The following is a 25,688-nucleotide window of genomic DNA, read 5'->3' as shown; positions in this document are numbered from 1 at the left end:
TATGTTACCCGTCGGTATAAAAATCTATTATCAATTCTTGATCAGGCAAACGGCATGGAGCCGCCACCTAATATGTGGAAGTGGATATGAAATACTTCCTGCCCACCGCCTTTTTCTGTGTTTAATATGGTTCGATAACCCTCATCCAGCCCCAACTGCTTTGCAACTTTCGGAATCGTCAACAGGGCGTGCGCCATTAAATCTTTATCGTCTTCCTGAGCCTGATTCAAACTGTCTATGTGCTTCTTTGGGATCAGAAGAACATGAGTTGGCGCTTTTGGAGATATATCGTGAAACGCAAACAGCAGATCATCTTCGTACACTTTTTTTGAAGGAATATCACCGTCAATAATTTTGCAGAATAAACAATCGTTCATGGTGCTCTCCAATTCTGTGTTAAATCATTGGTTTGTGGGCTTTATCAGTTAATGGTAACTCAGTGGTTTAATGATACCAAGTTTGCTGCCCGTTGACGTTAAAAACTGTGTTAGCCACTGCAGATCCCTTAACTGTTTTTCACCGCTAATATAAAGGCCAGTGCAGCCCCAAGCAACGATGAGGCCGCTTCCTGTGGCATATGGGCCAGAAATAATAAGCCAGAAAACAATGTGATGCTGACGCCCAGCGAAGCATAAACCGTCATTTTTCGGCGCTTTTTCTGTTGCTCATTAAACCGCGTTAATTGCGTGACTAACTCGGTCAGTTGTTGCGGCGGCTGATTGGCGTTATCGAGAAAAGTTGCCAGTTTTTCTGGCATCTCGGGTAGTTGCTCTATCCACATTGGCCATTTATGGGTGATTTTTTTCCAGATTGCCTGTGGCCCATAATGTTGTTTGACCCATTCCCGCAAATAAGGTTGCGCGGTTTCCCATAAGTCGAGCTGCGGATACAGCTGCCGGCCAAGACCTTCAACGTACAATAAGGTTTTTTGCAGCAACACCAGTTGCGGTTGTACTTCCATCTGGAAGCGTCTGGCCACTTGAAACAGTTGAATTAAAAAGTGACCAAAGGATATTTCCGACAGTGGCTTTCCAAATATGGGTTCGCAAGCGGTTCGGATGGCCGACTCAAACGCTTCCACCGGTGTGTTTTCCGGGATCCAGCCTGACTCAATATGCAACTCGGCAATTCGGCGATAATCCCGATCAAAGAATGCCAGAAAGTTTTCGGCCAGATAACGTTTGTCCTGTTCGCCCAGTGTGCCCATGATGCCGCAATCGATGCCAATGTATTTGGGATTTTGTGGATCGCTGGCATCAACAAAAATATTGCCGGGGTGCATATCGGCATGAAAAAAACTGTCGCGAAAAACCTGAGTGAAAAAGATTTCCACACCACGGTGCGCCAGCACTTTCATATTGGTGTTCACCCGATTAAGTTCGGCAATGTTGGCGATGGGAATACCGCTAATTTTTTCCTGCACCATGACTTTTTCGCGAGTGAAATCCCAATAGACTTTGGGGACATACAACAGAGTACTGTCTGCAAAGTTGCGGCGCAATTGCATGGTGTTGGCGGCTTCGGCGCGTAAATCGAGTTCATTATAAATGGTGAACTCATAATCGGCGATAACCTGACGGGGTTTAAAGCGTTTGCCATCGGCGGCGTGATCTTCAAACCAGCCGGCGAGTAATTTAAGCAGCGACAGATCCCGTTGGATCTGTTTGCGAATGCCGGGGCGAATCACTTTGACCACCACTTGCTCGCCATTTAATAATTCGGCGGAGTGAACCTGTGCAATGGACGCCGAGGCCAAAGGCGTGGCCTGAAAATCATTAAATACACTGTCGGTGGACTGACCCAGTTGATCTTCAATGCGCGCTTTGGCGGTGTTTTCATCGAAAGGATCCACTCGATCCTGAAGGCGCATTAACTGTTCGGCCAAATCATCGGAAATCAAATCTCGGCGGGTTGATAACATTTGGCCAAACTTGATGAAAATGGGCCCCAGCTCAATTAACGCTTCACGTAATCGTTCGCCCCGCGGCTTTTGTTTTTCTTTACGGGAGGTGAGCGCAAACAGTTTTAAAAGAGGTGCGTAGCGACCCAAAGGCGTGACCTGTAAAAACTCATCGAGGCCGTGTTTGATTAACACACGATTGATGGCGAATATTCGGTGAAAGTTTTTAATGATCATCATAAATGGGTCGGCTTAATTTTGTGTCATTATTTTTTGCAATCGTTGTAACCGCGCTGAAAAGCGATTGACGTCACTTTTGAGATCATCAAGTTGTTCGTAAAAGTGTTCTACCTCGACAACAGAAGGGGTCATTAACGCTTCTTCTCTTAAGTACTCGGTGGTATTTAGTTTTGCGGTTTGCAGAATATGCTTAGCCTGTTGCTGAGCTTTTTTAAACAGATGACCTGCCTGATGAGCAATGATATCGCCGGTATAGCTTGAAAGGTGTTCTTCCCAGTCGATGGACAGACTTGACCAGAAAGTTTGAAACGATTGTGCAGTACTGATTTCGCCTTCAAAATGCACTTCGCCTTTAAACAACGCATCGCCGCCGTTTTCCTGACTGGCCATATTAAAGAAAGCAAAGCTGCTGCCCTTAAGTGTGACCTGGCAGTCTTGCTGTTTGGTTGACTCGACGATTATTTTTTCATCGGTAAAATAAAACACGTAGGTTAATGACCAGTTGGTCAATTCTATGGCGACGCGTTTTTGATCCAGCTTTTGCCGTTTACTGGAAACATCGGGATCCAGTGCAATCACACGGTTAATGATTTTTTCCAGCGCGGAAGCCGATAAAATATTAAAGGTCAGCATGGATCAGAATTTAAATCCGCGATGTAACGCGACAATGCCGCCGGTCATATTATGGTATTCCACTTCATCGAAACCAGCTTGCAACATCATTTGTTTTAAGCTGTCCTGATCCGGGTGCATGCGAATCGATTCTGCCAGATACTTATAGCTGTCCGAATCATTTACCAGCAGTTTGCCCATAGCCGGAAGCAAACTAAAGGAATAGGTGTCGTAGACTTTACTCAACCAGGGTTGTTCGGGTTTGGAAAACTCCAGTACCAACAATCGACCACCGGGTTTTAAAATACGCAGCATGCTGCTGAGCGCTTTTTCTTTATGGGTGACATTACGTAACCCAAAGGCAATGGTAATGATATCAAAGCTGTTGTCTTCAAAAGGCAGCGCTTCAGCGTTGACCTGAGCAAACTGAACCTTATTGCCGTAACCGTTATCGATCAGTTTATCGCGACCCACATTAAGCATCGACTGGTTGATATCGGCAAGAATTACCTGGCCGGAATCGCCCACTTTGTCGGCAAATTTTGCCGCCAAATCGCCGGTGCCACCGGCAAGGTCCAGCACTTTATGACCGGGCCTGACGCCACTCATTTCGATGGTAAAACGTTTCCACAGGCGATGAATGCCCATCGACATTACATCGTTCATTAAATCGTATTTGGCCGCTACGGAATGAAATACATCGGCCACTTTTTTCTGTTTGTCTTCGACATCAACGGTTTGGTAGCCGAAGTGGGTGGTTTTATCGCTCATAAAGGATCCGTAAACTGTTTAAACTCTGTGTTAATCGGCCGCAAAATAAAGCCTACCGGTTTTACTCAACTTTTTTGTATAACGCTTTGACGTCTCGTGAGCCGCCTTCTTTTGCCAGCCGTGCTTCGTACTCGGCCCAATTGCTTTCAAAGTTATCGCCTAATTCCCGAAAGGTTTGCCAAGTATACAATCCGGAATCATGACCGTCATCAAAGGTAATCTGGATCGCATAGTGGCCAACCGGTGTCAGATTTACAATTTTCACCTGCTTTTTTTCGGTGACCAACTTTAACGGACCGCCGCCGTGACCGCGCACTTCGGCTGATGGTGAAAATACACGAAGGTATTCGGCGGATAATTGATAACTGATGTCGTCGAACACCACTTCCAGCTTCTGGCTTTTCTGATGAAACTTGATGTCCGTTGGGGCTTTATCGCTCATTAAAGCAAAACCTTGTTAATTGCGTGGCTATTTGAGTGGTAACGGCTGCTTCGCCGTTAATCGTGTGCTGATTATAGCTCAGGCAGCAGGCTGAACCCAGTAAAGAAGTGGCCGAAAAACCGGATAAACCGCTCAGTAATGGGATCCCGTGACCTGTATTGGCTGCCAGTCCTGTGAGGCGATTTAATTAAGGCAGGTATATTAAACAATATTTGTTTAATAAAATTATCAACGATCGGTTGAAGGAAAAAAGTTATGACGTTTAACAACCACTGCTCACAGCAGGGATCTGTGAGCAGTGGTTTATTGGCGAGTAATCGTTTAACCGTTAACCGTAAGCGGCTTATAAAATAAATCGGCTCAGATCTTCGTCTTCAACCAGATCCGACAACTGCTGATTCACATAGTCGGCATCAATGGTGACGGCATCGGTCTGCTCTGAAGCCGTAAAGCTGATGTCTTCCAGCAGTTTTTCCATCACCGTTTGCAAGCGTCTTGCGCCGATATTTTCGGTACGCTCATTCACCTGCCAGGCAATTTCGGCTATGCGCTGAATACCGCTTTCATCAAATTCAATTGAGCGATTTTCCGTTGCCATCAGAGCAATGTACTGGCGGGTTAGTGCTGCATCGGGTTCGGTCAGTATGCGCACAAAGTCATCCACCGTCAGGGCTTTCAGCTCAACACGGGTGGGCAGTCGGCCTTGCAGTTCTGGAATGAGATCCGAAGGTTTTGACAGATGAAACGCGCCCGAAGCTATAAACAGAATGTGATCGGTTTTGATCATGCCGTATTTGGTGGACACGGTGCAGCCTTCAACCAGCGGCAACAGATCCCGCTGCACGCCTTCCCGTGATACATCTCCACCGGAGGCTTCCTGACGTTTGGCCACCTTGTCGATTTCATCAAGGAACACAATACCGTTTTGTTCCACCGCTTCAACCGCATGGTTTTTTAAATCATCCAGGTTGATAAGGCGTTCGGCTTCTTCTTCTCGCACCAGTTTAAAGGCATCTTTTACCTTCATTTTTCGGCGTTGGGTTTTGCCCGGAGACATGTTCTGAAACATGTTCTGCAATTGGCTGGTCATTTCTTCCATGCCCGGAGGCGCCATAATTTCTACACCCACCTGCTGGGCGGCGATCTCTATTTCGATGTCTTTGTCGTCGAGCTCGCCTTCACGCAGTTTTTTGCGGAATAGCTGTCGGGTTGCACTGGGCGCTTCATTCTCTTTGTCATCTTGTTCAAAATCGTTGCTGCGACGTGCCGGAGGCAATAGAGCATCGAGAATGCGTTCTTCGGCGGCATCTTCGGCACGGGGTTTAACCCGCTCAACTTCTTGCTCGCGCAGCATTTTAAAGGCTGAGTCCACCAGATCACGGATGATCGAATCAACATCGCGACCCACATAGCCCACTTCGGTGAACTTGGTGGCTTCAATTTTGATAAAAGGTGCGTTGGCCAGTTTTGCCAGACGTCGGGCAATTTCGGTTTTACCGACCCCGGTGGGGCCAATCATCAGAATGTTTTTCGGCGTAATTTCATTACGCAACTTGTCATCTACTTGCATACGTCGCCAGCGGTTACGCAATGCAATGGCCACCGCTTTTTTCGCAGAGTTCTGGCCGATAATATGGTTGTCCAGCTCGTGGACGATTTCTCTTGGTGTCATCTGAGGCATACAGTCGCTCTCTTAATCGATAAATCAATAGTCTTTTAAATCAAAATACTCATGTAGACGTTCATCGTTAAAATGGTGCTGTTATGGCTTTTTTCTGGAAAGCCAACGACAAGTCCGTCTTATTCAAATGGGTTATTCGAGTACTTCAATTCTTAAATTGTTGTTGGTGTAAACGCAGATATCGGCAGCGATGCCAAGTCCTGCTTCCACAATTTCTTTGGCGGATAATTCGGTATTTTGCAGCAGGGCTTTGGCGGCAGCCTGGGCAAACGGGCCGCCAGAACCAATCGATAGCAGGCCGCCATCTTCTTCGGGTTCTATCACGTCGCCATTACCGGAAATAATAAAGGAATGTTCTTTATCGGCGACAATCAGCATCGCTTCCAGACGACGCAACATACGGTCGGTTCGCCAGTCTTTTGCCAGCTCCACCGCGGCTCTGAGTAATTTGCCCTGATGCATCTCAAGTTTTGCTTCAAAGCGTTCAAAAAGGGTAAAGGCATCGGCGGTTCCACCGGCAAAACCGGCCAGCACTTTATTGTGATACAGTCGGCGTACTTTACGCGCGTTGCCTTTCATCACCGTATTACCGAGCGATACCTGGCCATCACCACCAATAACCACCTGGCCATTGCGGCGAACCGATAATATTGTGGTTCCTCGAAATTGTTCCAAATTCGACTCCTAAAATACTGTTTGGACACTGCAGATGGGCTATTAGTGGGGGTCAATGGCCTAAATTCAAGGTAAAAACTGGTGGAGAAAGGTATTTTTGGCACCTGCGGTAGAAAAGTCTTATAGTTAACCTCTGAGGGAGCTAAAAAGGATGTGGTTAAAGCCTCGGATAAATAATAACTTAAAGCGACAATAACAATAATTTAACTCAATAATTGATAATCATATTGGTTAAAAAAGATAGCTAAAAACCGGGAGCAATCATGCCATTTAATCAAACATTGGTGGACGAACTTAATTTAATGGTTCGTTTTAATCTTAATACGGCGCAAGAAGGCATTAAAGTTCATTCGTCGGCCGATCCCAGAGTGATTGACGCAGCGATTCGGTTGTATCAGAAAAAGCTGATCACACAAAATGATGGCGGCTATTTGACCGATTTAGGACGGGAAGCCGCTGAACACGCGGATGCACTGTTGAGTATACTTTGCGCCAACTGACGCCGAAACGCTGAATTGGCTTTAATTTATTGCCTGCGATGTTAGAATGCGCGCCCAATTTTCTACATCGGTAACAAAAGCCACATATGAACTCTGTTGTTGTTGGTCAGCGCTGGATCAGTCATAACGAAGCGCACCTGGGTCTTGGCATGGTACAGTCGGTCGAAGGGCGTCGCATGGAAATATATTTTCCGGCGGTTAACGAGTCCCGTCATTACGCCATCGAAAATGCCCCCGTCAGCCGAATAGCCTATCAGGCAGGCGATCATATTACCGACATGGACGATGTGGCGTATCAGGTTGTTGAAGTAAATGAGCAACAGGGATTGTTAATTTATCAATGTGAAGACGTTGACGGCAATCCTCACACCCTGGCCGAATTACACCTTAACTGTTTTGTTCAATTTAACGCCCCCGACAAACGATTACTCAATGGTCAACTGGATAAAGAAGACAGTTACCAGCTGCGTTACGATACGTTTTTACAGCTCGACCGTTTAAGCCGTAGCCCTGTTAGTGGCTTACTTGGCTCACGAGTCGAACTGTTACCGCACCAGCTTTATATCGCCCACGAAGTGGCAAAACGACAGGCTCCCCGTGTATTACTTGCTGATGAAGTTGGTTTGGGTAAAACCATTGAAGCCGGCATGATTTTGCATCAGCAGTTGCACACCGGGCAGGCGTCTCGGGTGCTGATTCTGGTGCCCGACTCATTGGTGCATCAATGGCTGGTTGAAATGTTGCGTCGATTTAATCTGCACTTTGCGCTGTTTGATCAGTCCCGATTTGAAACCCTGTCGCAAGAGCCGGATATTGATCTGGATACCGGCAAACAGGTGAATCCGTTTGAAATGGAACAGCTGATCATTTGCAGTTTCGATGGCCTGATGCGTCATCCGGAAATGCAAAGCAAATTAAAACAGACTCAATGGGATTTGCTGGTGGTGGACGAAGCGCATCATCTGCACTGGAATCCTGATGACCAGAGCGAGAGCAGTGATAAAGAGCCCGATCCTAAAGAGATTGATCATAAGGAGAATGATCATAAGGAGAGCGATCATAATGAGAGCCTGGATATAACCTCAGTGTCGAGTCTGCCAACAGGCGACGATTACAAGCTGGTGGAGTCGCTGGGTCAACAGGCGGCAGGTTTGTTATTGCTGACGGCAACGCCTGAACAGGCCGGTATTGAAAGTCACTTTGCCCGTTTGCGTCTGCTCGATCCTGATCGTTTCCACGATCTACAGGCGTTTAAAAACGAAGCGTCTCTGTACACCGAACATCAGTCATTAATTACTTTGTTAACCAGCGATGATGATGTGGCCGTGGCGGACATTAAACCTTTATTGGCGGAACTGCCGCAGCTGCTATCCGAAATACATTCCGAACAGCAGCTGACCGCGGAAGAAAAACAGACCATTCTGGATCGATTGATCGACCAACATGGCACCGGACGTGTGCTGTTTCGAAACACCCGATCGGCGATGGATAATTTTCCTGAGCGTCAGTTACACGCCTACCCAATGCCTTGCCCGGAAATTTACACGCCCGATGACGATGAGCCTATGAATATTGGGTTTGCCGGATTAACCCCCGAAGTTGAGCTGGTTCCGGATGTATGGCTGCCTCGCGATCCGCGTGTTGAATGGCTGGAGCAAAAACTGTCGGAATTAAAATCGGAAAAGTTATTGGTTATCGCACATCACGCGTCAACGGCATTGGCGTTACAGCAATATTTTCAGAAAAAGCACGCTTTACGCTGCACCAGTTTTCATGAAGGGTTATCGCTGTTTGAGCGTGACAGGGCTGCGGCTTATTTTGCCGATCGTGAAGACGGTGCACAGGTGTTGTTCTGTTCCGAAATTGGCAGCGAAGGGCGTAACTTTCAATTCGCTCACCATATGATCTTTTTCGATTTGCCGAATAATCCGGATCTGGTGGAGCAGCGTATTGGTCGGCTGGATCGCATTGGTCAAACGCAAACCATAAATATTCATGTGCCTTATTTAACCGGCTCGTCACAGGAAGTGTTGTTCCGTTTCTATAACGATGGATTAAACTTATTTGAAAAAAGTTTCAGTGCCGGTTACTCGGTGTTTGAACACTATCAATCACAGTTACAGCTGTGCATGACTGAGTTGACCGATTTACCGGATGAACTGATTGCCGCTACCCAGCAAACCGTTGCCGACATAAAGAAGCAAATGGAACAGGGACGGGATCGATTACTGGAATTAAATTCCTGCCGTCAACCTCAAGCCGATCATCTGGTTGAGCAAGTGGAAAAAGAAGAGCAGGCGAACCGTTTGGCCAGTTACTTTGAACGCTTACTCGAAGAATTTGGCGTTGAGCAAGAAGATCACTCAAGCCTTAGCTGGGTGATCCGCCCAAGTGATCAAATGAAACACGCTTACTTTCCGGGGCTAAAAGAAGACGGCAATACGGTAACACTGGATCGATTAAAAGCTCTGTCACGTGACGATATTGAATTTTTAACCTGGGAACACCCCATGGTGGTTGAATCCATGGATATGATGGTGAAAGGGGATGCCGGTAACGCCGCCATGACCACCATTTCTGTTAAAGGATTAAAGCCCGGAACCTTGTTGTTAGAAAGCTATTACACACTGGAAACCATCGCACCAAAACATTTGCAGTTACAACGATATCTATCACTGAAACCGCTGCGGTTACTGATTGATGTTAACGGCAAAGATTTGTCTGCCGTGGTTAGCCACGATGCGTTAAACGGTTTAAGCCAACCGTTAAAACGAAAAGTTGGCCGACAAGTGATCGCACAAATGAAATCGCAGGTGCAACACGTCATCGATAAAAGTGAAAAACACGCCGCCAAGCACATTGATGATTTAAAACTATCCGCCAAAAGTAAAATGAAAGCCGATCTGCAAGCGGAGCTGGTGCGGTTAAAAGAATTACAAAAGACCAACCCAAGCATTCGTGAAGATGAAATTACCGCTATGGAACAGCGTATTAAACATTGTGATTACTACATCGATAAAGCATCACTGCAAATGCAAGGATTAAAGTTGGTGGTGGCGAGTTAAGCGTTACTTATTTTGAGAATGTTGTTGATTTAATTATTTTTATGCTTTTATAACCATTACTAATGCCAGTGCGCATAATTAAAAAATAGCGTTTTACTAAAAATAAACTAACCCATTGATTTACTGCATAAGTTAAGGCTCAATGCATTTTTGACTGGTGTTTATTAATGCCAATGTAAAAATAATTAATAGTTATTATCTATGAATATATTTCTAAAACTTTTATTATCCGTAACAAGTGTTCTAATTGTACTTTTTGTTGCACATTGGCTATTTTTCTTTCCGACAGAATTGAAAGTAAAGTGGACATACTCAAAACATTCTGAGGTACTCAAGCAGCTTGCGGGGGAGTTAAGCAGGATGGATTTGGACAAGGAGTTTGTAATAACCGAATTAACTATTTCTAATAGCAGCTCAAAAAGAGAGCAGAAGGTATGGGAGCTTGTAAAAAAAGCTGGACTTCCCAACTTCGTGAACGACAATAAGGGTCCTCGTTTATTTATGGGTATCTTGGAGTCAGAAGGCCGTAAATTTGGAGCTTGGCTAATTTATGGCTCTCTCGAAACTCGACCAGTTTGTGAGCGAGCTATGCTTAACGACAGCGTTGGTCAGTGCGCGATAGATTTAAGTGGGCCATGGTATTATTCTGTGGACTGGCACGAAAATAACAAGTAAAGGTTGCGGATTTACAACTGCAACTTTGAGCGTTAAAAATAAAATAGATTACAAAGTTATAAAATCAATTGTTGTTGCCGTAGTGATGTACTTGGCATTCTTTTTTTCTTGGAACATGATTGTCGAGCATGCTCTTTCTGTAGACAACAAAGTGCCTCCTATTTGGTATCAACTCACAGATGGAATCGTAAGGTCTATTTTAATATTAGGTCCGCCATTCATGGCTGCAGCACTGAATAGAGGTGCTGGACTTGTTATCGGTATTGTTACAGGCGCAGCCTGCTATTTATTTAGTGTGATTATTTTAAATCCAACATTTACTAACGCTCTGTTAAGTTTTAACGGGCTACTTTTTACTACTTTTAGTTTAATTAGTAACGCTATTTATTCAGCAGTAGCGGGGCTTGCAGGAGAGTACTGCTCCTGTCATATTTTTAACAATCAAAGCAAGAAGGATGCGCTATCGCGCACCTCTTTTTAGCGCGTTAGTCATATGGAAGTAACTCTGAGAATCCCACAGAGAACCGATTATGAGGCTATTGCTTCCTGGATAGTCGATGAAAAGGATTGTGTTCGCTGGGCTGGACCCTTGGTGCCGTTTCCGTTTGTGTCGGAAAAATTACCTGAACTACTCGAGATGGATGGATGCTCTAGCTACTGCTTGTCTGATAGCAACAACGAGTGTATTGGTTTCGGCCAGTTTTGGGTGGCGGAGCAAGGAGAAAAAAGACATGGCTGTCCCAGTGTTTCGAGTGTTTCGACCTGTCCCAGTGTTTCGACCTTACACTCTTTGACAAGGTCTCTAAACAGGTGCTATAAGTAGGTCTCTAAAGGAGGTAAGTCCATGCAAACAAAATTCTCTGAAGATATTGTTCCACTCTCTGATTTAAAAATAAATCCAGGTAAGGTAGTTAACCATGCCAAAGAAACTCATCGACCTATTTTATTAACAAGTAGAGGTAGAGGTGTTGCGGTAGTTCAAGGCCTCGATGACTACGAAAGTATCAATGAAGAATTAGCTTTCGTTAAGGCAATAACGCAAGGCTTAATGGAAATCAAAGAAGGCGATACTATTGATATAAGTGATGTAAAGAAAAGGCTAGGTATTTAATAAGTGAATATTTCCTTTTCTAAATCTGCCATCAAAGATTTAGAGCAGATCAAAGAGTATTATCTAGAGCAAGGTGCTCCTCATATAGGTATCGATTTTGTTACTGCTATAGTTGAACACGTTGAAACTCTTGCAAAGCATCCTGATATTGGTCGTATGGTTCCAGAGTTTAACGATGAATTAATCCGTGAACTCATACATGTGCCATTTCGCGTAGTATATTTACGAGAGAGTAAATCAATAAAAGTAATAAGAGTTTGGCGCAGTGAAAGAATACTTCATTTACCCAAATAAAAGCATAACGAAGCGTTCAAATGGATTCAGTAATATTGTCACCAGTTAGCTCGGCGTTATGAGTCACCAAGTTTCGAAGTTACGTCCATATTTTTATGGAGTATTCGTATTATTTCGAGGGATTTATTCGGCACTACTTTGTAGAAAATGATGTGGCTTCCTTGAGGAGATTTATGATATCCAGCCTTAATAAAGTCACAGTTTTTTCCCATAAAAGGGGCGTCGGCCAGCATATGAAAGGCTTCATCAAATTGCCTGATGTAAATATTCCGTTGTGTTCGCCCCCAGCGAGCTTCTGTAAATTTAGCGATAGACTTCAAATCGTTTTTGGCTCGCTGGGTTAGAGTAAATGAAGTCACTGGCCGGTTTCATCATCAAGCTCTGCTATAAAGCTATCGTAACTATATTCCGCTGTCCCACTTTCTTCGCCGTCGGCGAGCATTTGACGCAGCGCGGAAAGCTTACTCTCGCTATCTTCAAGTACTCTCAATCCAGCACGGATAACTTCGCTTGCAGAGCTATAGCGACCACTTTCTATCTGGTGGGCGATGAAGCCATCAAAGTGTTCACCAAGGGTTATGCTTGTGTTTTTTGCCATATCTTAGCTTCCGAATACCTATTTATACCTAATTTTGGTATAAAGCTCATGGCAAGTCAATCAGCTACGCGCCTTCAGCGCCGGACGCAGCATAGCTGCAATGGTTATTGAAGCGTTATAGTTAAAAGTTCACGTGGAATAATCATGCATAAGATTTCAATCGTTTATTTTAGTAATACCGGTGTTACAAAGGCTTTAGTTAAAGCTGCGTCTGCGGAATTTAACTCGCAAGGTTTAGAGGTCTTCGAATATCAAATTAAAGGCTCATCAATTGTGGATGGGCGTTTCGTTGAATCGGATGTTTTTACACAGTTACATGAGTCTCAGGCTATTCTGTTTGCATCACCAACGTATATGGGCGGTGTGGCGGCTCAATTTAAAGCGTTTGCTGATGCCACCAGCGACTTTTGGTGTGACCAATTATGGGCCGGTAAATTAGCCGCTGGAATCACTTGTGGCAGCGCGCCTAATGGTGATCAAACCGTTAGTTTGCAATATTTATCCACATTATCGAGTCAGCACGGCATGCTTTGGGTAGGATTAGATGTTGCGCATAAAAGCAGTGAAAGCATGATTAACCCATTAGGCACTCAAATGGGTGTAGTAGCACATTCTGTTAATGCTGAAGTGAGAGAATCTGATATTGGTACTGCCAAGTATCTAGCGAACCGTATTTCAAAACTACTCAATGATAAAAGTAATAGTTTCTAAGCTCTCAATGAGTTTCATCTATAAATTATCTAACAAGAACTTACTCAATAAAAAAGTCTTTAAGGATTATAAATGAACGGACCAGCGAAATATGGCGCTCTAATTTATTCTAATGATATAAATGCGCTCGCTCAGTTTTACGTTGAGCTATTTTCTATGCAAGTAACAAGAGAAACGGAAAGTTTGATCAGCTTGGTGATAGATGACTTTAATATTATTATTCATACTCCACCATCGGTTATGCCTGAAACAGAGTTTAACTCAGTAAAACTATTCTTAACGGTCGATAATCTGGAAAACACAAAGGCAAAGGCTATCAAGTTTGGTGGTCAGGCATTTGACGGTGTTTGGTCTAATCCCTTATTTTCTGTTTGCAATATTGCCGATACGGACGGAAACCACATTCAGATTAGAGAGTTTAATCAATAGTAAACTTATGGGTGCTGGCTGTACTTAGAATGGTACTAATTAAAGCCTTAAAAGATACCTGTTAAAAATAACTAAAGCTTCATTAATTTTGACTTAAGCTTTTCAACATCTGAAACAATGGCATTATATTCATTGTTAAGTTGTTGACTGATTTGAATGGGTTGAGGTTCACTCTTATTAATATTTGGTACTTGTGTGGTCGATGATTGGGTGATGCCATTGTTAGTATAATCGCCTTCTGGTGATTGCCATTGCGTTAAAAGCACAACAAGGGTTACAACCAGGCTGGCGGCAACGGCAAAAGGCAAAGCTCTTTTTATTTGAACTATGGGATTGGAAGCCATTTCTGGATTTTGTTGAATAGTCTGCATGATGTTCTTTCGCAACTGAGGCGTAACGGTGCCATCTATGGCATTGGCATCATGCTTAAGTTTGGCTTCTAGTGTTGCATCATCGAATTGGGATTGGTTTGACATAGTAAGTTCCTGTAATCGTTTACGACACCCAGTCGGAAAGAGAGGTTTGCTCTTTCTGTAACAATGCTTTAAGCGATTGTTTGGCGCGTACCAGATTGATTTTTACCCAGGGCAAACTTTTATTGAGAATAACAGAGACCTCTTTGCCCGTATAGCCTTCTGCATAGGTTAACCAGAGTAAATGAAATTGAGCGTCCGTTAATTCGTTTTTCGCCGCCTTCCAAATATTTAAATCCGAAGTGGAATCTATTTGAGGCGTTATTTCTTCTTTGTGAGATATTGTTATGGGTGTATCTCGATAAAATCGGTTAATCGCATTAATGGCGATGTGAAATAACCAGGTGCTGAATGCGTATTTAGAATCGTAACTTGCTAAGTAGCGATGTGCGTTAATAAACGTTTCCTGAAAAATATCGTCGGCATCGGATTGGCAATGGCAACGAATACGAAGAAAGCGCATCAAAGCTTGTTCATAAGTAACCACCAGTCGCTCAAAAGACTGGTGGTCGCCATTGATACTGCGCTGAATTAAAAAGCGTTCGTTCATTATCGTTAAACGTTGATTTTTTTGAACAAAATTAAGGTTTCTTATCGACAGAGTGTTTTCTGTCATCTTTCAGTCGCTTAAAGGCCTCGACGCTACCCGAAACAGTCATTAGTAATTCGCCACCGCTTTGTTCAAAACGGATGTTGTTTAACAAATGATTTACGGCAGGATCGGTATTGCTGAATCGTTTTAGTGCAATAATTCCTTTGGCAATGGCTTTTATATTATTGGCAACCTCCTGAGTGTCGGCACTTAATCCTAATTGCAGAGTTGAGTAGTCGCCTTGTTCGGAATATGACACGGAAGCCTGTGACAGTTGCTTTGCAGAAATCGATTCAAATTGAAAGTTACTCTGCTCGAGGCCATCAATATTAACACCGCCGTGCAGTAATGCTTTTTTGACATCAACGATCACTTCAAACATGCTGTCGGGGTTTTGCTTCGGCAGTGCGGTTGTTTGTGTCAGTTGATGCTTCAACTCTCCAAGATGATCACTCACCAATACATGTTGCGACGAGGCGATTGCCGTGTAAAGCACCGTTGGTGTTTTTGACTGCTTATCCTGTTCAGATACTTCAAACTCATCCTCAGGATCAATTAATCCTTTGGCTTTTGCCAGAGCGTGAAAGCGTTTGAGAATGTCGTTGGCAGTGTTCTGGTAAATTTCAACCTTGTTATGAGACTCATTGGAAGTCAGTCCCAGTACTTGCCATTGATTGACTATATTATTTTTGTGGCTCTCGAAGTTGCCTTTTAACAGAACAATTTTTCGTTCTTCACCAAAACCAAATGCAGTAACATCATTCAATTGCTCGATAGCGTCTTTACCGAGTAATAAATTAATGAACTGTTTTGCTTGCTGATGATCGGAGGGCTGATGTTGAACCAGTGCGCTCTGTTGCATACCTTTGACATTAAGGTGTAAATACCAGTCTGGCACTTTACTATCATTCGACCAGACATTGGATGACAGAGTAACGGTGATCGCAAAAAGACTGGTTAATAAGCCGGATAAACGCTTTCCTTTAACGGGTGACTTCATGGAATATTCTCCTGATTTTTTAATATTCATCAACTTATAGTCGCCGAATGCCCAAAAGGATACATTAGATTTATTATTAAGGCTTTTAACTGTTTTGAATGTCGGCTTACTAGTATTGGTTGTGCGACAGATGTTTCAAGTTGTGTTGACTTGTTCTATATATAAAAACTCATGAGTATTGCCCATGTGATAATAAAATGAACTTGAAGACGATGATCCACGGATAAAGTCTGGTAATAACGGTTTACTGGCTTCGTGCTTTCAGTAGTAGTGAGCGAGCCGCCGATTCTGAATAGTCTTTGTTTAAAAGGCGTTTGCTGTGTTCAAGGTGCTGTTTGGTAGCCCGTAGATTTCGTTTGTTGGCGGCTCTTTGTGCAAGTTGCCAATGTTTATTACCAAGCTCTACAAGCTTTTTTTTAGCCTTCTGTTGTTCAGGATCGGCTTTTAAAATAGCGAGATAGGCTTCTTCTGCATTATTTCCTGTCGGTGAGCTTAATTGGTTTAATTTAATTAGAGATTCGGCATTACTGTATAGCTGCTTTATTGAGATCCAGTTATTTGGATAAAAAGCCATTAATCCGGGTTTTAAAGTTATGTTAATCGGACGTTCTTTGCCATGATACACATCGATAGTTAACTCTGCGGCTAAATGATTTTTACTCAGAAAAAGTTGATGCGAGCCAGACATTAACTCTTTAACTATATAAGGAGTTTTTTGCTTAATCTTTTTGCCATTTACTTCGATTGTGGCGCCAGAGGGTTGGCTATTGATATTTAAATTGCCGATGCCTTTAATTAACTCATACTGTTGACTGGAAACTTGATTGCTATTTATTTCGACATCAACATTATAGTCAGCAAATAGCGGGTGTACTAACCTTAGTTTATGAACACCAGTGGGAACTGACTGACCAAAGTAAGGCGTTTCGCCCATCATCTTTCCATTTAAATAAACTAATGCGCCGGATGGTTTTGTTTCAATCTGCAATACTCCGCTAGGGCTATTGGTGTCAGCCGTATTGGATGTAAAAAAAGTCGTAATATAAGTGTAACTGTTGGACACTGTGTCAGTAACGGTTTCTTTTTGCCAAAAACCGATGCCTGATACACTGATGAGTAATAAAATGATGAGCCATTTCGTTCTTGATGTTGAAGAGTTGTCAAAAGATTCCGAGATGCTTTCAAAATTTAATACATCGGGCTGATTTTTTACACGAGCCTGGTAAAACTCATCCAAGATAAATTCGCGGCCCTGTTCCAGCTGTTCGATTGCATCGAGTAATTGCTCTGCCGATGAAAATCTATCTTCTTTAGATTTTGCCAGCATAGCGTAAATAAAGTCTTGATATTGACCAAGCATTGTTGGTAATTCGGGAATGGATTGATTTATGTGGCAAAGTGCAATGGTCAAGGCGTCATCGTCATCATAGGGTACGCTACCGGTTAGCATTTCATAAAACACAATACCCAGGCTGTATATATCACTTCGTTCATCCACTGCGCCCCCTTGTGCCTGTTCGGGGCTTATATAACGCGGTGAGCCTATGCTTTGTCGAGAGTTTGTTATGATTTGACTGTCTTTAATGGCTTTAGCAATGCCTAAGTCAGTAAGCTTTGCATGACCATCTTCATCGAATAATATATTTTCGGGTTTTATGTCACGATGTATAAACCCTTTTTTATGAGCGTATCTAAGTGCTTCTGCAATTTGTTTTAAATATTGCAGTGATAAATGAATCGATAAGCCCTGTTCAATTCGTTGCTTCAGATCGCCATTTGGTAAGTATTCCATCACATAAAAGTGAATGTCTTTTTCCTGTCCGACATCGTAGACGGTTACAATATTGGGATGAAATAAATTAGCGGTGGCTAGCACCTCCTGGTTAAACCGAGCGATCCAGTCCTGATTTTGCGCCATTTCTGGTGGTAAAACTTTGATGGCAACTTCTCGACCAAGCAAAGTATCTTCAGCAAGGTAAATATCGGCCATGCCACCTTTACCTATCAAGTGCTTAACTTTAAATTTACCAAGCTGTGTGTCGGTTTTAATCATGGTTACTCATTGAATGCATCACCAAAAATATCAATATTGTATTTTTAGATTATCGGTAGCCTATAATTCGGTCAACCTGTTTATGAGGCTAATCTTTAAATTAAGACTATTGGGTACTGAGATTGACGATTGATTTAAAACAGAGTTATCAAGTTTTTATTAAAGCTACTCTGGCATTTATAAGTTTGCTTTAACAGTCATTATGAAGAAGATAATGAGGTCTATTTGAATAACGAAGAGAGATTCTGCTTAAGTTTTGTGGCTACAGTGTCATAGGACATGCAATATTAAAAAGCATGTCAATTAATGTTACTTGAGTGAATGCTGATCCCAAACTATAACTTTTTACCCCAAATCTTACAGTCATTAACATCGTTTTCTTGCAGTCGGTGGCGAATCGATTCTGCTTGCCGCTTGCTGGCATAAGGGCCAAGTTGTACGCGATACCAACGACCAGAATTAGCATCGACGGGATGTATTTTGCTTTCAAAGCCCAAAAAGGCAATTTTGGCTTTCAGTGCATCGGCGTGTTCATTATTTCGAAATGATCCGCAGGGCATTATGTATTGCATGGATATTTTTTTATCGGAACGTTTCAGTTCATCTTCCGGAATGATTACTTCTTTATCTTCCAGAAGATCATGGAAAGTATACTTGGGTACTTCCGGCTGTTTGGGCTGCACCTGCTCGGTTTGTTTTGCCGTATTTTTTTCTTTTACGGTATTGTCTTTATTGACAGTTTGAGCTGTGGGTTGTGAGGGCAGCCATTTTAAATAAACCAGAAAACCAACAAAGCCGCCCACTAGAATACCCACAATCAAAACAGCAATGGTTGGAAAGCCTTGCTTTTTACGTCGAGAGGCATTGCGCTTACGTGCAGGTTTTTGATTGGATTTTTTTGCGTAATCTCTGGCCATATTAATCTAATTATTGCTCTTGATTTTTTATCGAGGCCGCAACAAGTAAACTGGTTGCGGCAAAATATTTTTAATGAGAGTTTCTATCTTGGTAATGACTGACGTTACATTTTTTCCGGTGCACTCACACCTAACAGATTTAAGCCATTTACAATGACTTGCTTAACTGCACTGATAAGGGTCAGTCGAGCATTACACATATTTTTGTCGTCAACAATCCAGCGATTTTGCTCATCGTCGGAACCGATTTGATAGTAACCGTGCAGATCCGCGGCCAACTCTCTAAGGTAATGGGCAATTACATGAGGCTCGCAGTTATCGGCGGCCGATTTAACCAGTTCAGGGAACTGACTCATTTTATCCATTAAGTCGGTTTCCTGAGCCAGCGTAAGCAGGTGCAGTTGATTCAGACCACTGTCCAAATCAAAAGTGCCACCAAGTTCCTTATGTTTTTTAAGTGCCGAGCAAACCCGCGCATGAGCGTATTGGATGTAAAACACCGGATTGTCGTTGGTTTGGGATTTTGCCAGTTCAATATCAAACGTCAATTGTGATTCGGCGCGTCGTGCCGCCAGGAAAAAACGTGTGGCGTCGCGGCCAACTTCGTCAATCAAATCGCGCAGAGTCACGTAGTTGCCTGCTCGTTTTCCTAGTTTCACTTCTTTCCCGCCGCGCATCACCGTCACCATTTGATGCAGAACATAATCTGGGTAGCCTTGAGGAATGTTTTTGTTTAAAGCTTGCAGTCCGGCGCGTACCCGGGTGATGGTTGAGTGATGATCGGCGCCTTGTTCATTGATCACCCGTTTAAATCCACGTTGGTATTTATCAAGGTGGTAGGCAACGTCTGGTACAAAGTATGTGTATCCGCCATCTTTTTTGCGCATAACACGATCTTTATCGTCACCAAACTCGGTGGTTTTTAACCATAATGCGCCGCCATCTTCGTAGGTGTATCCATTATCAATTAATGTTGCAACCGTCTGTTCCACTTTATCGGATTCGTACAGCGACGATTCGAGAAAGTAATTATCAAAATTAACCGCAAAGGCTTTTAAGTCGAGATCCTGCTCGCGTCGTAAGTAGGCCACGGCAAATTCACGGATGGCATCCATATCATCAATATCGCCACTGCCAGTGACGTGTTTGTCTTCGGCATCAATGGTGGCTTTTGCCATAAAATCTTTTGCAACATCATTAATGTATTCGCCTCGGTAGCCATCGTCTGGCCAGGAAGGATCGTCCGGTGTTAAACCTTTGCATCGCGCTTGGACCGATAACGCCAGGTTATTAATTTGCTGGCCAGCGTCGTTGTAATAAAACTCAGCGGTAACTTCCCAGCCATTGGCCGATAACAATCGACAAAGACAATCGCCAACCGCTGCGCCGCGACCATGTCCCACATGCAATGGCCCGGTTGGGTTGGCTGATACAAATTCAACTTGAACCTTTTCACCATTTCCCGACTGGTTATGACCAAATCGCTCAGACTGCTGAATGATTTGTTTGATCACTTCACTCTGGGCGTCTTGCGCCATAAAGAAATTAATAAAACCGGGCCCCGCTATATCGACCTTTTCAATACTGGTAGCATCGGGTAAGGCATCGATGATGAGCTGGGCGACGTCTCTGGGTGGCTTGCCCATAGGTTTTGCCAGCATCATGGCCAGATTAGTGGCCAAATCGCCATGGGATTTGTCTTTGGTGTGAGTCACCTGCAATCGCGGTGAAATATCTTCCGGTAACTGACCGTTCGATTTCAATGTTGCGATGGCTTGCTCAAGCAGTTTTATCAGAGTGTCTTTCATTATTAATCTGGACTTAGCCTAAAGGGTGGAACCGATAGCGGCTATTATCCTTGAAACGATGGGTTTTTTCGATAGAGAAAAGAGGTGAATATGCGCAATTCGGTTATAAATACAGGGCGTTTAAAGAATAAATGACCATTATCCCGTTATTTTATCTTTGCCGAGCCATATAAGACTCACTGGTGAATTGCTAGTTAGTCGTTAAGTGGTTGTTAGATAGTTGTTTGATGGTCGTTAGATAGTGCCAGAAGAATGAATTACACTCATTAGACCGCGATGGCAAATTAAGGAGCCTACAGATGATGTCGAATAGGATGTGGAATCGAGTTGAATTAAAAGTATTTGTGTTCCCGATAATCTTGTTGCTCGTTGCCTGTGGGGGGGCTTCCAGCTCTGAGTCAGAGCAAGATACTACGCCCGATGCCTTTGCTTTTGCTCCGGTTGAGACAGCGGCATTATCTTCTTTAATTGAGTCGGAAGCGATCGTGGTTAGCGGGATTACAGCGGCTACCAATATCAGTATTGAAAATGGTGAGTATCAGGTGGGATCGGCTGCGTATACTGCCACTAGTGGGCAGGTGACTAATGGTCAATTGGTTCGAGTTCGGGTGACAGCCGCCGACAATGTTGGAGAAACGGTTACTGCGCGTTTGACTATTGGTGGTGTTGGAGCCGATTTTTCAGTAACAACTGTTGAAAGTAGCGCTATTTTAGAGCGTGTGGCCAATGCCAGCTGCCTGGCACCGGAACAAGTATTTTCGGGCGATCCCGAGTTGCGTCTGAAGGCGGTTTTTAACAATTTGCCTGCGCTGAGTCGGCTGGTTGGTTTGTATCAGGCTCCGGGGGGATCCGGGCGATGGTATGCCATGCAACAAAGCGGAGAAATTTACTGGTTCAACAATGATGCCTCGGCCAGTCAACTGAATGAGTTTATTGATTTAAACAGCCTGGTGCGTCATGACGGCGAACGAGGGTTACTCGGGCTTGCTTTTCATCCTGACTTTGAAGCGAATGGGCAGTTTTTCGTTTCTTACACGGATAATTCTGGCGACTCGGTGGTTTCGCGGTTTATCAGTGATGGTAACTTACCGCTGGATCTTTCTTCCGAATCCGTTGTTTTGACTTTGTCCCAGCCAGCGGGTAATCACAACGGTGGGCATATTGCTTTTGGGCCAGATGGTTATTTGTACATAGGGTTTGGTGATGGTGGTGGCGCAAATGACCAGTACGGAAACGGTCAAAATACCAATAGCCTGCACGGTACTCTATTAAGGATTGATATTAATCAGGACACCGGTTACAGCATCCCTCAAGATAATCCATTTATTGAAAACACAAATGTAAGGGATGAAATATACGCCTATGGATTAAGAAACCCGTGGCGATTTAGTTTTGACACGCAAACCGGTGAGCTATGGCTGGGGGATGTTGGTCAAAATCAGTATGAAGAAATTAATATTGTTTCTGCAGGGGATAATCTTGGCTGGCCAATTATGGAGGGGAACCATTGTTTCCAGAGTCAAACATGCGATCAGTCCGGTCTTACGTTGCCGAAAATTGAGTACAACCACAGTGATGGCGACTGTTCTGTCACCGGAGGTTATGTTTATCGGGGGCAGCAAACGGAAGCCCTTTTTGGTGATTATCTGTTTGGTGATTTTTGCACCGGACGTCTTTGGCATAGCCGCTTACAATCTGATGATTCCTACAGTTTGGAACAAATTGCATTAACCGGTATGAGCATTTCAAGTTTTGCCCAGGCGCAAAACGGTGAAGTGTATCTACTGAATTATTTCGGCGATGCCGGAGAAGCCGTCTATCGAGTGGTTGATGATGGAGCTTCTGGCTCTGAAATTCCTGCCCAGTTATCGCAGGTCGGCTGTTTTGACTCTACCAGTGAAAAAACGATGCGCTCTGGTGTGGTGCCTTATCAGGTTCAGAGTCAGTTATGGTCGGATGGTGCCGATAAAACCCGCTTTTTTGCTATCCCGGATGGCGAGTTAATTGATGTAGTGGAGGATGGTGACTTCGAGTTTCCGGTGGGAACCATTATGATCAAAAACTTTGTTTATCAGAATCAATATCTGGAAACCCGTTTATTTATGCGTCATGCATCGGGTTGGGGCGGTTACAGTTATAAATGGCGGGACGATCAAACCGATGCCGATTTACTTGAAAGTGGTGACACAGTTGTCGTCGGCGGTCATCAACACATTATTCCATCACGTGGCCAATGTTTTGAGTGTCATACCAGTGCAACGGCAATTACATTAGGCCCAGAAGCCAGTCAGCTGAATAACGAGCAAAACTATGGCGGCGGGATCGGTAATCAATTAACAACGTTGTTTGAGGCCGGTTATTTGTCGGCTCAACCTGCGGCCGAACAAATTCATCCCATGGCGGAAATCAGTGATGATACGGCTTCACTGGCCGTTCGTGCCAGAAGTTATTTGCATGCCAATTGCAGCGGCTGTCATCGTCCGGGCAGTACCGCACCGCAAATTGATTTTCGGATTAGCTCGTCATTGGCAGATTTAAACGCTTGCGATGTCGAACCTGCTAATGGCGACTTAGGAATAACCGATGCGCGAATTATTGCCCCAGGCGATGCTAACCGGTCGGTTTTGTTGGCCAGAATGTCTGTGACGGATGATAACCGGATGCCACCGCTTGCCACTCAACAGGTTGATCAAACGGCGGTGAATGTTCTTCAGCAATGGATTAACCAGCTGACAGGGTGTAATGAGTGAGAAGGTTTTAGTAAAAAGGTTGAGTGAAAAAGTTTTGCCGAAACGGTTAGAGAAGATCTTGTGGGTCAATATCCAGTGACCATCTTACCTTTTGTGCCAGAGGCAAAGATTCGATGTTGGGCATTTTTTCAGATATAGCGTTATGCAAGGTTGAGCGTTGCGAAGCGTTTATCAGTAACTGAAATCGATATCGGCCGGATTTTCGACTCATGGTAGAAGCAACTGGCCCCATCAGTTGAAGATGCTGATCAAACATTGAGAACTGTTGCGCGGTGGCGGTTAAAAAATCCAGCGCGAGTTGTTTTTGGTGGGATTCGGAGCGAAATATGGCCATATAACTGGTCGGCGGAAGATCGGTTTCCGTACGGTCGTGCAATAAATCTTTTGCCAGTTGCTGAAAACTTTTTTGCGTTAATGCCTGTAACAACGAGTGTTCCGGATGATGGGTTTGAACCAGTACTTCGCCAGTTACTTCGGCCCGGCCAGCGCGCCCGGCCACTTGAGTGATTAATTGTGCGGCGCGCTCCGGTGCTCTGAAATCGCTACTGAACAGCGCGCCATCAATATCCAGTACCGCCACCAAAGACACTTTTGGAAAGTGATGGCCTTTGGCCAGCATTTGCGTGCCTACTAATAGTCGGGTTTCACCACTTTTTGCGGCATCGATATAGGATTGCATGGCGTCTTTGCGCCGGGTGGTATCGCGATCGATTCTTTGTATCGGGTAGTCGGGAAACTTCGCCGCTAAAAATTGTTCGATGCGTTCGGTTCCCTGGCCAACGGCAAACAAGTCCACCGACTGGCATTTGGGGCATTGCTTGCAGTCTTGTTGATAGCCACCGCAATGATGACATTGTAAATACCGGGATGCTTTGCCCTGATGTAAAGTCATATAACTGTCGCAGCGCTTGCAGTCGGCGATCCAGCCGCATTTATGACACAGTAACACTGGCGCAAATCCACGACGGTTAATAAACACCAGCACCTGATTGCCCTGTTTTAAATGGTGAGCGATTGCTTTTAGCAGTGGCGCGCTGAAGCCGTCTGTCATTGGCTGATTTTTACAGTCGATTAATTTTACTTGCGGCAGCTTCTGCCCGGTTGCCCGCTTGCTAAGTGTTAGATGTTGGTATTTACCGGTGAGGGCATTGTTCAATGATTCCAGCGATGGGGTCGCGCTGCCCAGTATGATCGGGATCGATTCCATTTGTGCCCGTAATATGGCCAGATCACGGGATGAGTAGCGTAAGCCTTCCTGTTGTTTGAAGGACAGGTCATGCTCTTCATCAATAATAATCAGCCCCAGATTGGTCATTGGGGTAAAAATAGCCGAGCGTGTGCCAATGATTACTCTTAAAATTCCGGCGCGTGCTTTAAGCCAGGTGTTGAGTCTTTGTCGATCGGTCAGGCCAGAGTGCAGAACACCAATCTGATTAGGAAAGCGTTGTTCAAACCGCGCCAGCGTTTGAGGGGTCAGGCCAATCTCGGGAATTAACACCAACACTTGTTGCTGGTTATCAAGCCGTTCGGCGATGGCCTGCAGATACACTTCGGTTTTTCCACTGCCGGTAATGCCATCAAGCAGAAAAGGGGAGAACTGATCCGCGCCTTTTGAGATTAACTGATGGGCTGTTTGCTGCTCATCATTCAATGTTTTGGTGCTGCCTTTGACAAATGAAGTGGCGCTTTGCCCGGCCTCAAAAGACTCAATCCAACCCTTGCTGTGTAGTGATCGGAGAGTCGAGGGCGTGATGTCCTGATGTTTTAGCTGTTCTTCCTGTACTGGTGCTTCTGCTTGTAGCAGTTGATTCATTGCAAAACGTAATCGAACCGCACGCTTGCTGAGTGTGTCAAACTCGGCTTTGCCCTGAGGAGTAATTTGCCAGTGTACTTCCGGTGTCAACTGACAAGGTTCACCTTTTAACAGTGCATTGGGCAGTGCCGTGGCGACAGTATCGCCCAATGGATGATGGTAATATTGAGACGCCTTGAGCAGTAACTGCCATACGTTTTGGGGTAAAACTGGCCGTTGATCCAGTATCTCAATGACCGCTTTCAGGTTTTTGACGGCGGGATCCGCTTGTTGCGGCTGCTCCACAACAAGACCAATCAGTGTTTGCTTGCCAAAAGGCACCTTGACCCGGCAGCCCATTAAAGATGAACCGCACTCAACAACAGAGTAGGTGAACAGTTTTCTCAAGGGTACCGGTAAAGCGACGGCTACCAGGCTCGTATCGGGCAAAGCAATGATCTTTTTATGCGATGGGTTTGTCGCTAATGGTATGCGTTCGTTTTCATAAGTAAAGTAAATATATGATTTTATACTGGAGCAGGTTAAATTTGGCTGCTTAGATGCAGCGTAGTCGTCACAGGCTTATCACTTCAAATCGC

General features: G+C 44.3%; 25 protein-coding genes. 9 read left to right on the top strand and 16 right to left on the bottom strand.

The features are described from left to right. Positions 1-41: 41 nt before the first annotated feature. The 7 genes from C8D97_RS13170 to hslV all read right to left on the bottom strand — a co-directional run bounded on the left by C8D97_RS13170 (position 42) and on the right by hslV (position 6,321). Positions 42-377 carry a histidine triad nucleotide-binding protein gene (locus C8D97_RS13170; protein ID WP_109764253.1) on the bottom strand — a complete coding sequence of 112 codons (336 nt, stop codon included), beginning with the start codon at positions 375-377 and terminating at the stop codon, positions 42-44. Between the two features lie 128 nt (positions 378-505). Beyond that, positions 506-2,140, bottom strand: coding sequence for a ubiquinone biosynthesis regulatory protein kinase UbiB (gene ubiB, locus C8D97_RS13165; protein ID WP_245411450.1), 1,635 nt, complete (start codon positions 2,138-2,140; stop codon positions 506-508). 12 nt (positions 2,141-2,152) lie between these two features. Beyond that, on the bottom strand, positions 2,153-2,773 hold the full coding sequence (locus C8D97_RS13160) for a ubiquinone biosynthesis accessory factor UbiJ (RefSeq protein WP_109764252.1): 621 nt from the start codon (positions 2,771-2,773) through the stop codon (positions 2,153-2,155). Between the two features lie 3 nt (positions 2,774-2,776). Next, on the bottom strand, positions 2,777-3,523 hold the full coding sequence (gene ubiE, locus C8D97_RS13155) for a bifunctional demethylmenaquinone methyltransferase/2-methoxy-6-polyprenyl-1,4-benzoquinol methylase UbiE (protein ID WP_109764251.1): 747 nt from the start codon (positions 3,521-3,523) through the stop codon (positions 2,777-2,779). Positions 3,524-3,584: 61 nt separating this feature from the next. Beyond that, complete coding sequence (locus C8D97_RS13150) at positions 3,585-3,965, bottom strand: gamma-butyrobetaine hydroxylase family protein (RefSeq protein ID WP_109764250.1); 381 nt, start codon at positions 3,963-3,965, stop codon at positions 3,585-3,587. Between the two features lie 343 nt (positions 3,966-4,308). Beyond that, entirely contained in the window at positions 4,309-5,646 is a 1,338-nt protein-coding gene (gene hslU, locus C8D97_RS13145) for an ATP-dependent protease ATPase subunit HslU (protein ID WP_109764249.1), read from the bottom strand. A 132-nt stretch (positions 5,647-5,778) separates the two neighbouring features. Then, complete coding sequence (hslV, locus tag C8D97_RS13140) at positions 5,779-6,321, bottom strand: ATP-dependent protease subunit HslV (RefSeq protein ID WP_109764248.1); 543 nt, start codon at positions 6,319-6,321, stop codon at positions 5,779-5,781. A gap of 263 nt (positions 6,322-6,584) precedes the next feature. Here hslV and C8D97_RS13135 point away from each other — a divergent pair, with 263 nt between their 5' ends. The 6 genes from C8D97_RS13135 (at position 6,585) to C8D97_RS13110 (ending at position 11,966) form a co-directional block, all read left to right on the top strand. Beyond that, complete coding sequence (locus tag C8D97_RS13135) at positions 6,585-6,821, top strand: TIGR02647 family protein (protein ID WP_109764247.1); 237 nt, start codon at positions 6,585-6,587, stop codon at positions 6,819-6,821. 86 nt (positions 6,822-6,907) lie between these two features. After that, a complete protein-coding gene (rapA, locus tag C8D97_RS13130) occupies positions 6,908-9,886 on the top strand; it encodes an RNA polymerase-associated protein RapA (RefSeq protein ID WP_109764246.1) in 2,979 nt (992 codons plus the stop codon). Positions 9,887-10,087: 201 nt separating this feature from the next. After that, on the top strand, positions 10,088-10,561 hold the full coding sequence (locus C8D97_RS13125; RefSeq protein ID WP_109764245.1) for a hypothetical protein: 474 nt from the start codon (positions 10,088-10,090) through the stop codon (positions 10,559-10,561). Then, complete coding sequence (locus C8D97_RS13120; RefSeq protein WP_170115251.1) at positions 10,515-11,042, top strand: hypothetical protein; 528 nt, start codon at positions 10,515-10,517, stop codon at positions 11,040-11,042. Before C8D97_RS13125 ends, C8D97_RS13120 begins: the two co-directional genes overlap by 47 nt. Positions 11,043-11,405: 363 nt before the next feature. Beyond that, positions 11,406-11,672 (top strand): type II toxin-antitoxin system Phd/YefM family antitoxin, encoded by a 267-nt coding sequence (locus tag C8D97_RS13115; RefSeq protein ID WP_109764243.1) that lies wholly within the window; start codon positions 11,406-11,408, stop codon positions 11,670-11,672. Between the two features lie 3 nt (positions 11,673-11,675). Next, complete coding sequence (locus tag C8D97_RS13110; protein ID WP_109764242.1) at positions 11,676-11,966, top strand: type II toxin-antitoxin system RelE/ParE family toxin; 291 nt, start codon at positions 11,676-11,678, stop codon at positions 11,964-11,966. A 56-nt stretch (positions 11,967-12,022) separates the two neighbouring features. Here C8D97_RS13110 and C8D97_RS13105 read toward each other — a convergent pair whose 3' ends face one another. Both C8D97_RS13105 and C8D97_RS13100 read right to left on the bottom strand, forming a co-directional pair. Next, positions 12,023-12,325 carry a type II toxin-antitoxin system RelE/ParE family toxin gene (locus tag C8D97_RS13105; protein WP_109764241.1) on the bottom strand — a complete coding sequence of 101 codons (303 nt, stop codon included), beginning with the start codon at positions 12,323-12,325 and terminating at the stop codon, positions 12,023-12,025. Further along, entirely contained in the window at positions 12,322-12,564 is a 243-nt protein-coding gene (locus C8D97_RS13100) for a type II toxin-antitoxin system ParD family antitoxin (protein WP_109764240.1), read from the bottom strand. The genes C8D97_RS13105 and C8D97_RS13100 overlap by 4 nt, the downstream gene beginning before the upstream one ends. Before the next feature lie 144 nt (positions 12,565-12,708). Between C8D97_RS13100 and C8D97_RS13095 the strand changes: the two genes are divergently transcribed. Both C8D97_RS13095 and C8D97_RS13090 read left to right on the top strand, forming a co-directional pair. Next, a complete protein-coding gene (locus C8D97_RS13095; protein WP_109764239.1) occupies positions 12,709-13,275 on the top strand; it encodes a flavodoxin family protein in 567 nt (188 codons plus the stop codon). A gap of 72 nt (positions 13,276-13,347) precedes the next feature. Beyond that, on the top strand, positions 13,348-13,704 hold the full coding sequence (locus C8D97_RS13090) for a VOC family protein (protein ID WP_109764238.1): 357 nt from the start codon (positions 13,348-13,350) through the stop codon (positions 13,702-13,704). A gap of 71 nt (positions 13,705-13,775) precedes the next feature. Here C8D97_RS13090 and C8D97_RS13085 read toward each other — a convergent pair whose 3' ends face one another. From C8D97_RS13085 to argS, 6 genes are all read right to left on the bottom strand, one after another. Then, complete coding sequence (locus C8D97_RS13085; protein ID WP_109764237.1) at positions 13,776-14,180, bottom strand: hypothetical protein; 405 nt, start codon at positions 14,178-14,180, stop codon at positions 13,776-13,778. Positions 14,181-14,199: 19 nt separating this feature from the next. Further along, positions 14,200-14,727: an RNA polymerase sigma factor gene (locus tag C8D97_RS13080; protein WP_170115250.1), complete on the bottom strand. Its 528-nt coding sequence runs from the start codon at positions 14,725-14,727 to the stop codon at positions 14,200-14,202. A gap of 31 nt (positions 14,728-14,758) precedes the next feature. Next, entirely contained in the window at positions 14,759-15,769 is a 1,011-nt protein-coding gene (locus C8D97_RS13075; protein ID WP_109764235.1) for a hypothetical protein, read from the bottom strand. A 244-nt stretch (positions 15,770-16,013) separates the two neighbouring features. Continuing rightward, positions 16,014-17,822 (bottom strand): serine/threonine-protein kinase, encoded by a 1,809-nt coding sequence (locus C8D97_RS13070; RefSeq protein WP_109764234.1) that lies wholly within the window; start codon positions 17,820-17,822, stop codon positions 16,014-16,016. Between the two features lie 335 nt (positions 17,823-18,157). Continuing rightward, on the bottom strand, positions 18,158-18,739 hold the full coding sequence (locus C8D97_RS13065) for an SPOR domain-containing protein (RefSeq protein ID WP_109764233.1): 582 nt from the start codon (positions 18,737-18,739) through the stop codon (positions 18,158-18,160). Between the two features lie 104 nt (positions 18,740-18,843). Further along, positions 18,844-20,547, bottom strand: a complete 1,704-nt coding sequence (argS, locus tag C8D97_RS13060; protein ID WP_109764232.1) for an arginine--tRNA ligase — start codon at positions 20,545-20,547, stop codon at positions 18,844-18,846. Between the two features lie 299 nt (positions 20,548-20,846). Here argS and C8D97_RS13055 point away from each other — a divergent pair, with 299 nt between their 5' ends. Continuing rightward, a complete protein-coding gene (locus tag C8D97_RS13055) occupies positions 20,847-23,297 on the top strand; it encodes a PQQ-dependent sugar dehydrogenase (protein WP_109764231.1) in 2,451 nt (816 codons plus the stop codon). Positions 23,298-23,343: 46 nt separating this feature from the next. Here the strand turns inward: C8D97_RS13055 and C8D97_RS13050 are convergent, their stop codons facing one another. Continuing rightward, the gene (locus C8D97_RS13050; protein WP_245411449.1) at positions 23,344-25,539 is read right to left on the bottom strand and encodes a primosomal protein N'; all 2,196 of its coding nucleotides are present in this window, start codon (positions 25,537-25,539) and stop codon (positions 23,344-23,346) included. Positions 25,540-25,688: the final 149 nt, after the last annotated feature.

This window comes from Pleionea mediterranea (assembly GCF_003148745.1).
Lineage (GTDB): Bacteria > Pseudomonadota > Gammaproteobacteria > Enterobacterales > Kangiellaceae > Pleionea > Pleionea mediterranea.
This window is presented reverse-complemented; position numbering and strand designations above follow the sequence as displayed.

Excerpts from the sequence above, each read along its gene's own strand:
- rapA (WP_109764246.1), top strand. The coding sequence starts at position 6,908 with ATGAACTCTGTTGTTGTTGGTCAGCGCTGGATCAGTCATAACGAAGCG.
- hslU (WP_109764249.1), bottom strand. The coding sequence starts at position 5,646 with ATGCCTCAGATGACACCAAGAGAAATCGTCCACGAGCTGGACAACCAT.
- C8D97_RS13075 (WP_109764235.1), bottom strand. The coding sequence starts at position 15,769 with ATGAAGTCACCCGTTAAAGGAAAGCGTTTATCCGGCTTATTAACCAGT.
- C8D97_RS13135 (WP_109764247.1), top strand. The coding sequence starts at position 6,585 with ATGCCATTTAATCAAACATTGGTGGACGAACTTAATTTAATGGTTCGT.
- C8D97_RS13150 (WP_109764250.1), bottom strand. The coding sequence starts at position 3,965 with ATGAGCGATAAAGCCCCAACGGACATCAAGTTTCATCAGAAAAGCCAG.
- C8D97_RS13115 (WP_109764243.1), top strand. The coding sequence starts at position 11,406 with ATGCAAACAAAATTCTCTGAAGATATTGTTCCACTCTCTGATTTAAAA.
- C8D97_RS13080 (WP_170115250.1), bottom strand. The coding sequence starts at position 14,727 with ATGAACGAACGCTTTTTAATTCAGCGCAGTATCAATGGCGACCACCAG.
- C8D97_RS13160 (WP_109764252.1), bottom strand. The coding sequence starts at position 2,773 with ATGCTGACCTTTAATATTTTATCGGCTTCCGCGCTGGAAAAAATCATT.
- C8D97_RS13090 (WP_109764238.1), top strand. The coding sequence starts at position 13,348 with ATGAACGGACCAGCGAAATATGGCGCTCTAATTTATTCTAATGATATA.
- argS (WP_109764232.1), bottom strand. The coding sequence starts at position 20,547 with ATGAAAGACACTCTGATAAAACTGCTTGAGCAAGCCATCGCAACATTG.
- C8D97_RS13070 (WP_109764234.1), bottom strand. The coding sequence starts at position 17,822 with ATGATTAAAACCGACACACAGCTTGGTAAATTTAAAGTTAAGCACTTG.
- C8D97_RS13095 (WP_109764239.1), top strand. The coding sequence starts at position 12,709 with ATGCATAAGATTTCAATCGTTTATTTTAGTAATACCGGTGTTACAAAG.
- C8D97_RS13125 (WP_109764245.1), top strand. The coding sequence starts at position 10,088 with ATGAATATATTTCTAAAACTTTTATTATCCGTAACAAGTGTTCTAATT.
- C8D97_RS13085 (WP_109764237.1), bottom strand. The coding sequence starts at position 14,180 with ATGTCAAACCAATCCCAATTCGATGATGCAACACTAGAAGCCAAACTT.
- ubiE (WP_109764251.1), bottom strand. The coding sequence starts at position 3,523 with ATGAGCGATAAAACCACCCACTTCGGCTACCAAACCGTTGATGTCGAA.
- C8D97_RS13170 (WP_109764253.1), bottom strand. The coding sequence starts at position 377 with ATGAACGATTGTTTATTCTGCAAAATTATTGACGGTGATATTCCTTCA.
- C8D97_RS13100 (WP_109764240.1), bottom strand. The coding sequence starts at position 12,564 with ATGGCAAAAAACACAAGCATAACCCTTGGTGAACACTTTGATGGCTTC.
- C8D97_RS13065 (WP_109764233.1), bottom strand. The coding sequence starts at position 18,739 with ATGGCCAGAGATTACGCAAAAAAATCCAATCAAAAACCTGCACGTAAG.
- C8D97_RS13055 (WP_109764231.1), top strand. The coding sequence starts at position 20,847 with ATGATGTCGAATAGGATGTGGAATCGAGTTGAATTAAAAGTATTTGTG.
- ubiB (WP_245411450.1), bottom strand. The coding sequence starts at position 2,140 with ATGATGATCATTAAAAACTTTCACCGAATATTCGCCATCAATCGTGTG.